The sequence below is a fragment of the Burkholderia paludis genome (assembly GCF_000732615.1).
Classification (GTDB): Bacteria; Pseudomonadota; Gammaproteobacteria; order Burkholderiales; family Burkholderiaceae; genus Burkholderia; species Burkholderia paludis.
Map to the genome: position 1 here is coordinate 1 of NZ_JPGL01000066.1, position 13,763 is coordinate 13,763.

Consider the following 13,763-nt stretch of genomic DNA (forward strand, 5'->3'; position numbering starts at 1 on the left):
GGATGGCGGGTGGCACGTGCCACGTGGCGAACGACGGCCGAATGCCCGGGTGAATGCAAATCGATCGCGCAGCAGGGCTGCGACGGGATCGCGACCCGGGCACCACACGGCCCGCGACGCCCCTCCCGCACCACCTCGTCGCAAGCGCCCCGCCGCGAGAAACCTTGATGAACCGCCGATCTGTCAACCGAAGCACCGCTCGAAACGCAATCCCGCCGAGGTGATTCAGATCAAGGGTCGGCGCTGCAATCGTCGGATATAAGTGAACCCCGAAGCGGCGACGTCACGAGGCGGCGCCACCCTGCGTTCCCGTATTCGCCGAGGCCTTCCATGCGCGCCATCGCGCTTTCCGCAGTCTTCCGCTCCGCAGCCGTCCGGTCCGTGCGCCTCGTTGCGCTCGCAACGAGTCTCGGCGTGCTGTCCGGATGCCTGTCGCTCGCGCCGCGCGACGACCGTCCCGCCGCGCCGATTCCCGCCGTCTTTCCCGATCCGTCGGCCGGCGCGGCGCCCGCCGACGCGCAGGTGCCCGCGTGGCAGGACTACTTCGTCGATGCGCGTCTGCGGGCGCTGATCGCGCAGGCGCTGGCCAACAATCGCGACCTGCGCGCGGCTGTCGCGCGCGTCGGGCAGGCCCGCGCGGTCTACGGCATCCGCAGCGCGGATCAGTGGCCGACGATCGGCGCGGGCGCGGCCTATGCGCGGTTTCGCGCACCGGGCGGCTTCCTGACGCCGACGCCGTTCATCGGCCAGGTCTACGACGTCCAGCTGGCCGAAACGCAATGGGAAATCGATTTCTGGGGCCGCGTGCGCAACCTGAAGGACGCGGCGCTGCAACGCTATCTCGCGAGCGACGCCGCGCGGCGCGCCACGACCTTGAGCGTGATCACCGCGGTCGCGGACGCGTACCTGACCCTGTGCGAGTACGACGAGCGCATCGCGCTGACCCGCGCGACGATCGACACGCGGCGCGAGTCGCTGCGGATCTTCCGGCTTCGCCACGCGGCCGGCGCGATTTCGCGCCTCGACCTGACGCAGGCGGACATCCTGCTGCAGCAGGCGGAAGCGCTCGGCGCCCAGCTGCAACAGGCGCGCGCGGCGGCGGCCGACGCGCTGGCCCTGCTGGTCGGCGCGCCGCCGGATCTGGCCGGCGCGCCGCTCGCGCTCGACGACGGCGCCGTCGCACCGTCGCTCGCCCCCGGCCTGCCGTCGTCGCTGCTCGTCCACCGGCCGGACGTGATCGCGGCCGAGCACGAGCTGCAGGCGACGCGCGCGAACATCGGCGCGGCACGCGCCGCGTTCTTTCCGCGCATCGCGTTGACGAGCTCGATCGGCTCGGGCAGCAGCGCGCTGCACGACCTGCTGACGTCGGGCACCGGCGTCTGGTCGGTCATCCCGAACGTGACGCTGCCGCTGATCGACGGCGGCCGCAACCGCTCGAACCTCGCACTGGCGCACGCGCAGCGCGACGAAGCGCTCGCGCAATACGAACGGACGGTGCAGCGCGCGTTTCGCGACGTGTCCGACGCGCTCGCGTCGCGCTACTGGCTGGCCGACGAGGTGCGCATCGAGCACGCCACGCTGGTCTCGCAGGCCGAACGGGCGCGCCTCGCAAAGCTGCGCTACGACAGCGGCGCGACCCGCTTCCTCGAGGTGCTCGACGCGCAGCGGGACCTGATGAACGCGGAACAGCAATGGGTGATGACGCGCCGTGCGCTGCTGTCGAGCCGCGTCGCGCTGTACGGCGCGCTCGGCGGCGCCACGCACGAACGCGACGATGCCGTCACGCCACCGACCAACGATTCGACGAATCCGGATTCCACACGATGAACATCCAAAAGCGCCCTCTTCTTATCGGGGCCGGCGTCGCCGTGCTCGCGATCGGCATCATGTTTTACGGGTGGACGCGCTGGCGCGACGGGCAGGCCGATGCCGGCCTGGCGAGCGGCAACGGCCGCATCGAGGCGACCGAGATCGATGTGGCGACCAAGCTGCCGGGGCGCGTCACCGCGATGCTCGTCGACGAAGGCGACTTCGTGAAGGCCGGCCAGCCGCTCGCGCGCATGGACATCGTCGTCCTGCAGGCGCAACTCGACGAGGCCCGCGCCCGGGAGCAGCAGGCCGTGAACACGGCGGCGAGCATCGACGCGCAGGTCGCGCAGCGGCGCAGCGACAAGGCGGCGGCCGAGGCCGTCGTCGTCCAGCGGGAAAGCGAACTGGACGCGGCGACGCGGCGGCTCGCGCGCTCCGAGACGCTGTCCCGCGACGGCGCGTCGTCGCTGCAGGAACTCGACGACGATCGCGCGCGGGCCGGCAGCCTGCGGGCCACCGTGAACGCGGCGCGCGCACAGGTGGACGCCGCCCAGGCCGCGATCGACGCGACCCGGGCCCAGCTCGTCGCGGCGCATTCTGCAGTGACGGCCGCGCAGGCGACGGTCGCACGCGTGCAGGCCGACATTTCGGACAGCGATCTGACCTCGCCGCGCGACGGGCGCGTCCAGTATCGCGTGGCCGAATCGGGCGAGGTGCTGCCCGCCGGCGGCAAGGTGCTCAACGTGGTCGACCTGTCGGACGTCTACATGACCTTCTTCCTGCCCGAGACGGTGGTGGGCCGCGTGCCGCTCGGCGCCGACGTGCGGATCGTGCTCGACGCCGCGCCGGAATACGTGATTCCGGCCCGCGTGTCGTATGTATCGAGCACCGCGCAGTTCACGCCGAAGACGGTCGAGACGGCCACCGAACGGCAGAAGCTGATGTTCCGGGTGAAGGCGCGCATCGACCGCGATCTGCTGCAGCGCCATCTGAAGCTCGTCAAGACGGGGCTGCCGGGTGTCGCGTGGCTGAAGGTCGACCCGCAAGCCGCCTGGCCGGATCGCCTCGCGATCAAGGTGCCTCAATGAAATCGGCGCTCCCCGCCGATACCGGCGCAGGCTCGACCGAAGCGCCGCCGGCACCGCCGGCCCCCGCGCCGGTCGCGCGGCTGTCCGGCGTCTCGCTGCGCTACGGCGACACATGTGCGCTCGACGACGTGACGCTCGACATCCCGGCCGGCCGCATGATCGGGCTGATCGGGCCGGACGGCGTCGGCAAGTCGAGCCTGCTGGCGCTGGTGTCCGGCGCCCGCGCGATCCAGCAGGGGCAGGTCCGGACCCTCGGCGGCGACCTGTCGTCGCGCCGCCATCGCGCGCAGGTCTGCCGGCGCATCGCCTACATGCCGCAAGGCCTCGGCCGGAACCTGTACGCCACGCTGTCCGTCGAGGAGAACCTGCAGTTCTTCGCGAGGCTGTTCGGCCACGACGCGGCGGAGCGGCGCCGCCGGATCGACGCGCTCACGCGCAGCACCGGCCTGCGGCCGTTCCTGGACCGCCCCGCCGGCAAGCTGTCCGGCGGCATGAAGCAGAAGCTCGGCCTGTGCTGCGCGCTGATCCACGACCCGGACCTGCTGATCCTCGACGAACCGACGACCGGCGTCGATCCGCTGTCGCGCGCGCAGTTCTGGGAGCTGATCGCGCGCATTCGCGCCGCGCGGCCGGCGATGAGCGTGCTGGTCGCGACCGCCTACATGGACGAGGCGCGGCGCTTCGACCGGCTGATCGCGATGGATGCCGGCCGGGTGCTGGCCACCGGCAGCCCCGACGAGCTGCTGGCCCGCACCGGGTGCGCCACGCTCGAGGACGCGTTCGTCGCGCTGCTCCCGGACGAGCAGCGGCGCGGCCACCAGCCGATCCGGATCGCGCCGTTTCAGCCCGACGACGCCGCCGGCTACGCGATCGAGGCCGACGGGCTGACGATGCGGTTCGGCGATTTCGTCGCGGTCGATCACGTGAGCCTGCGGATCCGGCGCGGCGAGATCTTCGGCTTCCTCGGCTCCAACGGCTGCGGCAAGTCGACCACGATGAAGATGCTCACGGGCCTGCTGCCCGCGTCCGAGGGCACGGCCACGCTGTTCGGGCGGCCGGTCGCCGCGGACGATATCGACACGCGCCGGCGGGTCGGCTACATGTCGCAAGGGTTCTCGCTGTACGGCGAGCTGACCGTGCGGCAGAACCTCGTGCTGCATGCGCGCCTGTTCGGCGTGCCGGAGGCGGACGTGCCGGCGCGGGTCGCCGAGATGGTCGAGCGCTTCGGGCTGGCCGGCGCGCTCGACGCGCTGCCCGAGCGCCTGCCGCTCGGCATGCGACAGCGGCTGTCGCTCGCGGTGGCGATGGTGCACAAGCCCGAGCTGCTGATCCTCGACGAGCCGACGTCCGGCGTCGATCCGGTCGCACGGGACGATTTCTGGCGGCTGATGATCGAGCTTGCGCGGCACGACCGCGTCACGATCTTCATTTCGACGCACTTCATGAACGAAGCCGAGCGCTGCGACCGCATCTCGCTGATGCACGCGGGCCGCGTGCTCGCCAGCGCCGCACCGGCAGAACTCGTCCGCACGCGCGGCGCCGGCACGCTCGAAGAGGCGTTCATCGCGTACCTGACCGATGCGCAGCGCGCGGACAGCGTCCCGACGGACGCCGACGACGACGCGGGCTGGCTCGCCGCGCCGCCTGCCGACGCAACGAGCGCCGAACCGGGCGCCGAAGCCGGCACGGACGGCGGCGCCGGCCGCGCCGGCCCGTGGTTCAGCGCGGCGCGGGCGGGCAGCTACCTGTGGCGCGAAGTGCTGGAGCTGCGCCGCGACCCGCTGCGCGCGACGCTCGCGCTGTTCGGATCGCTGGTCCTGATGTGCGTCATCAGCATCGGCATCAGTCTCGACGTCGACAACCTGACGTTCGCGGTGCTCGACCGGGACCAGTCGATCCTGAGCCAGGACTATGCGCAGAATCTCGCCGGCTCCCGCTACTTCGTGCCGCGCGCGCCGCTTGCGGACGAGCGCGACATCGACCGCCGCATGCGCAACGGCCAGTTGTCGCTCGCGATCGAGATTCCGCCCGGGTTCGCCCGCGACGTCGCGCACGGCCGGCGCGTCGAGATCGGCGCGTGGGTCGACGGCGCGATGCCGATGCGCGCCGAGACGATCCGCGGCTACGTCGCCGGCATGCACGAGAACTGGCTGCGCGACCAGGCGAAGCGCCGGCTCGGCGCGTCGCTCGCCCCGGCGGTCGAGATCGCCGTGCGCTATCGCTACAACCCCGACGTCAGGAGCCTGCCCGCGATGATTCCGGCCATCATGCCGATGCTGCTGCTGATGCTGCCCGCGATGCTGACGGCGCTCGCCGTGGTCCGCGAACGCGAGCTGGGGTCGATCGTCAACCTGTACGTGACGCCCGTCACGCGGGCCGAATTCCTGCTCGGCAAGCAGGCGCCCTACGTGATGCTGGCCATGCTGAACTTCCTGCTGATGGTCGTGCTGGCGGACGTCGCGTTCGGCGTGCGGATCAAGGGCAGCTTCATGACGCTCGCGGCCGCCGTGCTGATTTTCAACGTGGTGGCCACCGGCATCGGGCTGTTCGCGTCGACCTTCACGCGCAGCCAGATCGCCGCGATCTTCATGACGATCGTCGGCACGCTGATACCCGTCGTGCAGTTCTCGGGGCTGCTCACGCCGCTGTCGTCGCTGGAAGGCGCCGGCAAGTGGGTCGGCACGGTCTATCCGGCCACCTACATGCTCGCGATCAGCCGCGGGGTGTTCAACAAGGCGCTCGGCTTCGGCGACCTGTCGTCGCAGTTCTGGCCGCTGCTCGCGGCGGCGCCGGTCATCCTGGTCATGACCGGCATCCTGCTGCGCAAACAGGAGCGCTGACCATGTCGCGCCTGCTCGTCATTTTCCGGCTCGGGGTCAAGGAACTCTGGAGCCTCGCGCGCGACCCGATCCTGCTCGCGCTCATCGTCTACACATTCAGCGCGTCGATCTACGTCGCCGCCACCGCGCGCCCGGAGACGCTGCACAAGGTGCCGATCGCGCTCGTCGACGAGGACGCCTCGCCGCTGTCCGCGCGGATCGCCGCGGCGTTCTTCCCGCCGCAGTTCGCGCCGCCCCCGCTGGTCGACGCGCGCGCAGCCGATCGCGGCCTCGACAACGGCGACTACACGTTCTCGCTCGACATTCCGCCGGATTTCCAGCGCGACGTGCTCGCCGGCCGCCCTGCCACGATCCAGCTCAACGTCGACGCGACCCGCATGACCCAGGCGTTTACCGGCGCGGGATACGTCCAGCAGATCGTGTCGGGCGAGATCGACGCGTTCGTGCGGCGCTATCGCGGCGCGTCGTTGCCTCCGGTCGATCTGGCGCTGCGGATGCGCTTCAACCCGAATCTCGACGAAGTGTGGTTCGGCGCGCTGATGGAGCTGATCAACAACGTGACGATGCTGTCGATGATCCTCACCGGGGCCGCGCTGATCCGCGAGCGCGAGCACGGCACGATCGAGCATCTGCTGGTGATGCCGGTGACCGCCGCGGAAATCATGCTCGCGAAGGTGTGGTCGATGGGGCTGGTCGTCACGGTGGCGGCCGTCGCGTCGCTGACGCTGGTCGTGAACGGCGCGCTGCACGTTCCGATTCCGGGGTCGATCCCGCTGTTCGTCGCCGGGATGGCGCTGCACCTGTTCGCGACGACGTCGATGGGCATCTTTCTCGCGACGCTCGTGCGCAGCATGCCGCAGTTCGGCATGCTGCTGGTGCTCGTGCTGCTGCCGCTGCAGTTGCTGTCGGGCGGGCTCACGCCGCGCGAAAGCATGCCGCTGGCCGTCCAGGACATCATGCTGGCCGCGCCGACCACGCATTTCGTCGAGCTGGCGCAACGCATCCTGTATCGGGGCGCGGGCCTCGACGCGGTCTGGATGCAGTTCGCGGTGCTGTTCGCGATCGGATGCGCGCTGTTCGCGCTGTCGCTGATGCGGTTCCGGAAGACGATCGGCCAGATGGCGTAATCGTCCGATCGCCCGCGCGGCGCACGGGTTCGTCCGTCGATGCGGAGTCCGTCGACGCGGGTCGAGCGTGCCGGGGATCGGCACGCGACGCGCTGGCGCTCGCGCAGGCCGGCTGCGACGCGGGAAGCGAAGGCTACGGGCCGCTTCCGGTCGCCGACAGGCAATACGGCCAGGCCGGCCCTGGCGTGGCTGCCGGCGGTCGCGCGGCGGCTGCTGCTGCGGCTGCGGCTGCGGCTGCGGCTGCGGCTGCGGGAAGCGTCGCGTTCTACGTCGTGTTCGTCGCACCCGGCGGCGGCTGGAGCGACACCGGCTGAAACGCCTGCGCGGGCGCTCAGCCCGTTCCGGCAGGCGTCACGATGCCGGGCTGCTGCCACGGCGGCAGCTCCGCCCAGCCGAGCGGGCCGTAGACGGTGCCGCCGGCGGCCTCGATCGTCTCGACGAATTCGGTGAGCGTCGCGCCGGCCGGCACGGCCAGCTTCATCGCGTCGACGAATTCCTCGCTGCGCAGCCACGGCACCGCGCCGCCGTTGATCTGCTCGACGCTCCACGCGTGCCCGTGGCGCCCGGCTTCGGGCGTCAGCAGGCGCGGCGCGTCGAACGCCACGCGCAGCAGCTGCGCGCGCGAATCGCTGTAAGGGGGTTGCGCGGCGTCCTGGTAAGGCGCGTCGGCCCAGCGTTCGCCGCATTGCAGGTCGAGCGGCAGACAGGTGAACCACGCCCAGGGCCGGCGGACGAAGCACAGCCGGTAGCCGGTCCGCGCGCCGTCCAGGTTGGCGATCAACGTCATGATGAGTCCGCTCCGAAAGCGTCGTGATCCCGCCGCGCGTTGCGTACGCGGCATGCGCGGACAGCGGGGTCACGACATCGCATTCGCGCATGCAATCACTATCATGCCACCGCCCGGCCCGGACGTTGACCGGCGTCAAGCCGGCGCGGCGACGCGCCACGACGCGAACCGCGCCCTTCCTGCCGCCGAATCCGGCAATTCCTGATTTCCATCAACCGTTCCGGGTTCGTCCGCGCTGTAATCGATTCACTGCTCCCCTTGCCGGCGAGGCGATCCATGAAACTGACCTTTCTCGGCGCGACCGAAACCGTGACCGGCTCGAAGTACCTGATCGAGCACGGCAACCGGCGCGTGCTGGTCGACTGCGGCCTGTTCCAGGGCACGAAGAACCTGCGGCTGCGCAACTGGCGCCCGCTGCCGCTCGCGCCCGGCACGCTCGACGCGGTCGTGCTCACGCACGCGCACATCGACCACACCGGCTATCTTCCGGTGCTGGCGCGCGACGGGTTTCGCGGGCCGGTGTACTGCACGACGGCCACGGCCGAACTCTGCGACATCATGCTGCGCGACAGCGCGCGGCTGCAGGAGGAGGAAGCCGAGTTCGCGAACCGCCACGGCTATTCGAAGCATCATCCGGCGCAACCGCTCTACACGCTGGACGACGCGCAGCGCGCGCTGCGCCTGCTGACGCCCGTCGCCTTCGACGAGTGCACCGCGCTGGGCGGCGACCTGGCGTTCCGCCTGCTGCCGGCCGGGCACATCCTCGGCGCGGCGAGCGTCGTGGTGCACTGGGATCACAAGGTGCTCGCGTTCTCGGGCGATCTCGGCCGCTATCGCGACCCGATCATGCAGCCGCCGCTGCCGCCCGCGCATGCGGACTACCTGGTCGTCGAATCGACGTACGGCGACCGGCTGCATCCGGATTCGGACCCCGAAAGTGAACTGGCCGCGCTGTTCGACAAGACCTTCGCGCGCGGCGGTGTCGTCGTGATGCCGTGCTTCACCGTCGGCCGCGCGCAGGAAATCCTGCACTACATCGCACGCCTGAAGGCGTCCGGCCGGATGGCGCGCGTCCCGGTGTTCGTCGACAGCCCGATGGCGACCGACGTGACCGAGATCTATCGCCACCATCTCCTCGAACACCGGCTGACCCTGTCCGAAGCGAACGCGCTCGGCCAGGCGGCGACGATGATCCGGTCGGTCGAGCAGTCGAAGGCGATCGCCGACCATCGCGGCCCGATGGTCATCATCGCCGGCAGCGGGATGGCGACGGGCGGCCGCGTGCTGCACCACCTGAGCCGCTACGCGCCCGACGCACGCAACACGATCGCGCTGGTCGGCTACCAGGCGGCCGGCACGCGCGGCGCGGCACTGGCCGCGCACGAGCCGACGCTGAAGATTCACGGCGAGTACGTGCGCGTGCGCGCGCAGGTCGAATCGATCGCGGCACTCTCCGCGCATGCCGACTACGAGGAGATTCTCCGCTGGCTCGGCACGATGCAGCGCGCGCCCGTGCGGACCTTCGTCACGCACGGCGAACCGGCGGCGGCCGATGCGTTGCGGCGGCGCATCGCGGAGCGGCTGCACTGGCCGTGCGAGGTGCCGGAGTACGCGCAGTGCGTCGATCTCGACGCGATCGACTCCGGCGGCACGCAGGCCCCTGCCGTGCTTTCATCCTGACGACAACGCACCCCCGGCGCGGCGGGAACCGGACATCGCACGCGGTTCCCGCCATACGCCATACGCCATACGCCGTCAGCCGACTTGGATGATGACCTTCAGCGCATGGGTCTGCGCCGCGCGGCTGAACGTGTCGTACGCACGCTCGACGTCGCCGAGCGAGAACCGGTGCGTGATCAGGTGGTTCGGATCGAGACGCCCGGCGCTCACGGTCTTCAGCAGCATCGGCGTGCTGACCGTGTCGACCAGCCGCGTCGTGATCGAGATGTTGCGATCCCACAGCTTCTCGAGGTGCAGGTCGGCCTTGACGCCGTGCACGCCGACGTTCGCGACCACGCCGCCCGGCGCCACGAGCGACGTGCACATCTCGAACGTCGCCGGAATGCCGACCGCCTCGATCGCGCAATCCACGCCGACGCCGTCGGTCAGCTTCATCACTTCCGCCACCGGCTCGCCGCTGCGCCCGTCGAGGCAGTCGGTCGCGCCGAAGCGCCGCGCCACGTCCAGCCGGTTGCTGTCCGGATCGATCATGATGATCCGCGCGGGCGAGTAGAACTGCGCGGTCAGCAACGCCGCCAGCCCGATCGGGCCCGCGCCGACGATCGCGACCGAGCAGCCCGGCTGCACCTTGCCGTTCAGCACGCCGCATTCGAACCCGGTCGGCAGGATGTCGGACAGCATCACGAGCGCGTCCTCGTCCGCGCCCGGCGGAATCCGGTAGAGGCTCGTCTGCGCATGCGGGATGCGTACGTACTCGGCCTGCGTGCCGTCGATCTTGTTCCCGAGGATCCAGCCGCCCGTCGTGCAGTGCGAGTACAGGCCGCGGCGGCAATATTCGCAGCGGCCGCACGACGAGATGCAGGAAATCAGCACGTGATCGCCCGGCTTCAGCGCGTCGACCGCCGCGCCGACCTGGTCGACGACCCCGACGCCCTCGTGGCCGAGAATGCGGCCGGGTTCGCACGTCGGCACATCCCCCTTGAGGATGTGCAGGTCGGTGCCGCAGATCGTCGTGCGCGTCACGCGGACGATCGCGTCGGTGGGCGACTGCAGTTCGGGCCGGGGCCGTTCCTCGAGCGTCTTGTGCCCGGGGCCGTGGTAGACGAGTGCTTTCATCGTGATTGCTCCATCGAAAAGGTGATGCGTTCGTTCATCGGGACCGGCGCATGCCGGCCGGCGTCGCCGCGCATTCGCGGGCGGGCGGCAGCGCCGCGTTGAGCGCCCGCGCGCGGCAACCGGCGGGGCCGGCGCGTGCAGCCGGATGCTCCGGCGACACGCGCCCGTTTAGGTTTCGAGCACATACGTGCCGGGCGCGGCGGCGAGTCCGGCGGCCGGCGTGCGGGCCGGCACGTCGCCCGACGAGCGGGCGTGCAGCCAGTCGCGCCAGCACGTCCACCACGATCCGTCGACCACCGGCGTGTCGCGCACGAAATCGTGCGGACTGCGATACGGCGCGCCGGCTTCGCGGGTCGCGCAGCGGTAGTGGCGTCCCGCATGACCGGGCTCCGACACGATGCCCGCGTTGTGGCCGCCCGCCGTCAGCACGAAGGTCAATGCGTGATGCGTCAGCAGGTGCAGCTTGTAGACTGAGCGCCACGGCGACACGTGGTCGCGCTCGGTGCCGACCGCGAAGGTCGGCACGTCGAGATCCGACAACGCGACCGGCCGCCCGTCGACGCAGTAGCGGCCGGCGGCGAGATCGTTGTCGAGGAACAGCTGCGTCAGGTATTCGGTATGCATGCGATACGGCATGCGCGTGGTGTCCGCATTCCACGACATCAGGTCGTTCGGCTTGGTGCGCTTGCCGAGCAGGTATTCGCTCATCATCCGCGACCAGATCAGGTCGCGCGCGTTCAGCAGCTCGAACGCGGCCGACATCTGCGCGCCATCCAGGTAGCCCTGCCGCCACATCAGCGCATCGAGCGCGGACAGTTCGCTCGCGTCGATGAACAGGCCCAGCTCGCCGGGTTCGCTGAAATCGGTCTCGGCCGCCAGCAACGTGACGGATCGCAGTGCTTCGTGTTGCCGCCCGTCGCGCGCGAGCGCCGCCGCGCCGATCGCCAGCAGCGTGCCGCCGAGGCAGTAGCCGGTCGCGTGGACGGGCTCGCCGCAGATCGACCGGACGGCGTCGAGCGCGGCCAGGCAGCCGTCGCGCAGATAGTCGTCGAGCCCGAGATCGCGCGCCTCCCCGCCGGGGTTGCGCCACGACACGGCAAACACGGTATGGCCGGACTCGACCAGGAAGCGGATCAGCGAATGATGCGGCTGCAGATCGAGGATGTAGTACTTCATGATCCACGACGGCACGATCAGGATCGGCTCGCGCGCCACGCGGGGCGTCGCCGGGTCGTACTGCAGCAGCTCGCACAGCGCGTTGCGCCACACGACCCGGCCCGGCGTGATCGCCACGTCGCGCCCCGGCAGATACGCCCGGGCGTCGCGCTTACGCGTGCCGCACGCGCGATCGATCAGCGCGTTCGCGTCGTCGAGCCAGTGCCGGGCGCCCGCCGCGAGATTCGCGCCGCCGCTGCGCAGCGTCGCGTCGAGCGCGACCGGATTGGTCGCCAGGAAATTGCCGGGCGAGCAGGCGTCGAGCCATTGACGCGCGGCGAAGCCGACCAGCGCCTCATGGTGCCGCTCGACGCCCGGCACGCCGCGAGTCGCATCGCGCCACCAGCGCTGGATCGACAGGAAGCCGTCGCGATATGCGCGAAACGGCCAGCCGGCCCACTCGGGCGCGGCGAAACGCGGATCGGCGTCGCCGGCATGCACGGCCAGCCCGTCGGCGTCCGCATCGATCGCCGCACCGGCGTCCGCTGTCGCTGTCGCTGTCGCTGTCGCTGTCGCTGTCGTCACCATCGTCGGCGCTGCTGTCAGCCAGGCCTGCATCGCCAGCTCGAAGCACTTGCCCGGCGCCACGGCCAGATGCGCGCCCCAGTCGAGCACGGCCAGTGCCAGCGACGCGGGCGACAGCCCGAAGGTCAGCGCCGCGACGTTCGCATGCGTCGCGCGGTTCCACTGCTCGGCCGGCGACAGCGCGCCCGCCGGGCCTTCGGCCCGACCCGGCGCCTGCCCGTCCCGATTCGGCGGCGGCCCCGATTCGCGCGGGAACGGCGTGCGGATGACGGCGGCTTTCATCGCATGTACATGCCGCCGTTGACGTCGAATTCCGCGCCGGTCGCGAACGCGCCCGCATCGGAACACAGGAACGCGACGAGCGCGGCGATTTCGTCCGGTTCGCCGAGACGCCCGGCCGGAATCTGCGGCAGGATCTTCGTATCGAGCACGTCCTGCGGCACCGATTCGAGCATCGCGGTGGCCAGGTAGCCCGGCGCCACCGTGTTGACGGTGATGCCGTGCCGCGCGAGTTCGAGCGCCAGCGCCTTCGTGAAGCCGTGGATGCCGGCCTTCGCGGCCGCGTAGTTCGCCTGCCCGTACGCGCCCCGCTCACCGTTCACGGAGCCGACGTTCACGATCCGCCCGAAGCCGGCGTCGATCATGCCGGGCACGAACGGCTTCGTCATGTTGAACATGCTGTCGAGATTGGTGCGCAGCACCGCATCCCACATGCCCTTGGTCATCTTCACGAAGGTGGCGTCGCGCGTGATGCCGGCATTGTTGACGAGCACGTCGACGCGGCCGAACTCGGCCAGCACGCGCGCCGCGCAGTGCTGGCACGAATCGTAGTCGGCGACGTCGACCTCGTACGCATGAAACGTGCGGCCCGCCTCGCGTTCGCGCGTGAGCCAGGTTGCGACGTGGTCGTTGCGTTCGGTGTGCGACACCGCCACCTTCATGCCGGCCTCGTGCAGGCGGCGGCTGATCGCGGCGCCGAGGCCGCCCATCCCGCCCGTGACGAACGCGACGCGCTCAGCGGACATGATCGTGCTCCTGCGCGGCTCCGCCGCCGCCGAGACGCCGCACGGCGGCAGCCCCGTCGCGCGCGTCGGCGGCTTCGGCGATGCCGAGCTCGAACGCGGCCATCCAGTCCCGCCACGGCATGCTCGCCTCGTTGACCACGGCCAGCCGCCCGAGATCGGGCAACCAGTCGGTCTGGCCGCGCGACAGTGCGGCGGCGCCGTAGTCGCGCAGCCATGTGCGCCATGCGCCGGCCCGCTCGAACTGCCCGCGCATGCACAGCTCGACGGCGTCCTGCCAGATCGCGACGCTGGCGATCGCGTAGTCGCGCCACACCTGGCTCGCCGCATCGCCGAAGGCCGTCCACTCCTGCGTGTCCGCGAGCGCCTGCTGCAGCCGGTGCACCGCGTCGCGATCCCGTTCGATGCGCCGCCCGGCCAGGGCATGCCATTCATGCCGCCAGTCGCGCTCCAGCGCGGCCATGCGCAACGCGAGGTCGCAGCCTGCGCGGCAGGCGTCGTTCGGCGTCGTCAACGCGTGGGGGCTCATCGTCTTCCCTCCTTCGATCCGGTCC

The 13,763-nt window shown here is 70.8% G+C and carries 10 protein-coding genes; 5 read left to right on the top strand and 5 right to left on the bottom strand.

Going from position 1 to position 13,763, the window contains the following annotated elements; genetic code table 11:
* Positions 1-330 precede the first annotated feature (330 nt).
* Genes GQ56_RS0131345 through GQ56_RS0131360 form a run of 4 tightly spaced genes read left to right on the top strand, consistent with a single transcriptional unit; the run spans position 331 to position 6,864 of the window.
* Positions 331-1,827, top strand: coding sequence for an efflux transporter outer membrane subunit (locus GQ56_RS0131345; protein WP_031402413.1), 1,497 nt, complete (start codon positions 331-333; stop codon positions 1,825-1,827).
* Positions 1,824-2,897 (top strand): HlyD family secretion protein, encoded by a 1,074-nt coding sequence (locus GQ56_RS0131350; RefSeq protein WP_031402414.1) that lies wholly within the window; start codon positions 1,824-1,826, stop codon positions 2,895-2,897. The genes GQ56_RS0131345 and GQ56_RS0131350 overlap by 4 nt, the downstream gene beginning before the upstream one ends.
* On the top strand, positions 2,894-5,737 hold the full coding sequence (rbbA, locus tag GQ56_RS0131355) for a ribosome-associated ATPase/putative transporter RbbA (RefSeq protein WP_031402415.1): 2,844 nt from the start codon (positions 2,894-2,896) through the stop codon (positions 5,735-5,737). The genes GQ56_RS0131350 and rbbA overlap by 4 nt, the downstream gene beginning before the upstream one ends.
* A gap of 2 nt (positions 5,738-5,739) precedes the next feature.
* Positions 5,740-6,864 carry an ABC transporter permease gene (locus GQ56_RS0131360; RefSeq protein ID WP_031402416.1) on the top strand — a complete coding sequence of 375 codons (1,125 nt, stop codon included), beginning with the start codon at positions 5,740-5,742 and terminating at the stop codon, positions 6,862-6,864.
* Positions 6,865-7,195: 331 nt separating this feature from the next.
* Here the strand turns inward: GQ56_RS0131360 and GQ56_RS0131365 are convergent, their stop codons facing one another.
* Positions 7,196-7,651: a hypothetical protein gene (locus GQ56_RS0131365; RefSeq protein ID WP_031402417.1), complete on the bottom strand. Its 456-nt coding sequence runs from the start codon at positions 7,649-7,651 to the stop codon at positions 7,196-7,198.
* A gap of 276 nt (positions 7,652-7,927) precedes the next feature.
* Here GQ56_RS0131365 and GQ56_RS0131370 point away from each other — a divergent pair, with 276 nt between their 5' ends.
* The gene (locus tag GQ56_RS0131370) at positions 7,928-9,331 is read left to right on the top strand and encodes an MBL fold metallo-hydrolase RNA specificity domain-containing protein (RefSeq protein ID WP_031402418.1); all 1,404 of its coding nucleotides are present in this window, start codon (positions 7,928-7,930) and stop codon (positions 9,329-9,331) included.
* Between the two features lie 75 nt (positions 9,332-9,406).
* Here the strand turns inward: GQ56_RS0131370 and GQ56_RS0131375 are convergent, their stop codons facing one another.
* The 4 genes from GQ56_RS0131375 to GQ56_RS0131390 form a co-directional block, all read right to left on the bottom strand.
* Positions 9,407-10,447 carry a zinc-dependent alcohol dehydrogenase family protein gene (locus GQ56_RS0131375; RefSeq protein WP_031402419.1) on the bottom strand — a complete coding sequence of 347 codons (1,041 nt, stop codon included), beginning with the start codon at positions 10,445-10,447 and terminating at the stop codon, positions 9,407-9,409.
* Positions 10,448-10,615: 168 nt separating this feature from the next.
* Entirely contained in the window at positions 10,616-12,469 is a 1,854-nt protein-coding gene (locus GQ56_RS0131380; protein ID WP_031402420.1) for a PHA/PHB synthase family protein, read from the bottom strand.
* The gene (locus tag GQ56_RS0131385; protein ID WP_031402421.1) at positions 12,466-13,212 is read right to left on the bottom strand and encodes a beta-ketoacyl-ACP reductase; all 747 of its coding nucleotides are present in this window, start codon (positions 13,210-13,212) and stop codon (positions 12,466-12,468) included. The genes GQ56_RS0131380 and GQ56_RS0131385 overlap by 4 nt, the downstream gene beginning before the upstream one ends.
* Positions 13,202-13,738 (bottom strand): hypothetical protein, encoded by a 537-nt coding sequence (locus tag GQ56_RS0131390; RefSeq protein WP_031402422.1) that lies wholly within the window; start codon positions 13,736-13,738, stop codon positions 13,202-13,204. The genes GQ56_RS0131385 and GQ56_RS0131390 overlap by 11 nt, the downstream gene beginning before the upstream one ends.
* Positions 13,739-13,763: the final 25 nt, after the last annotated feature.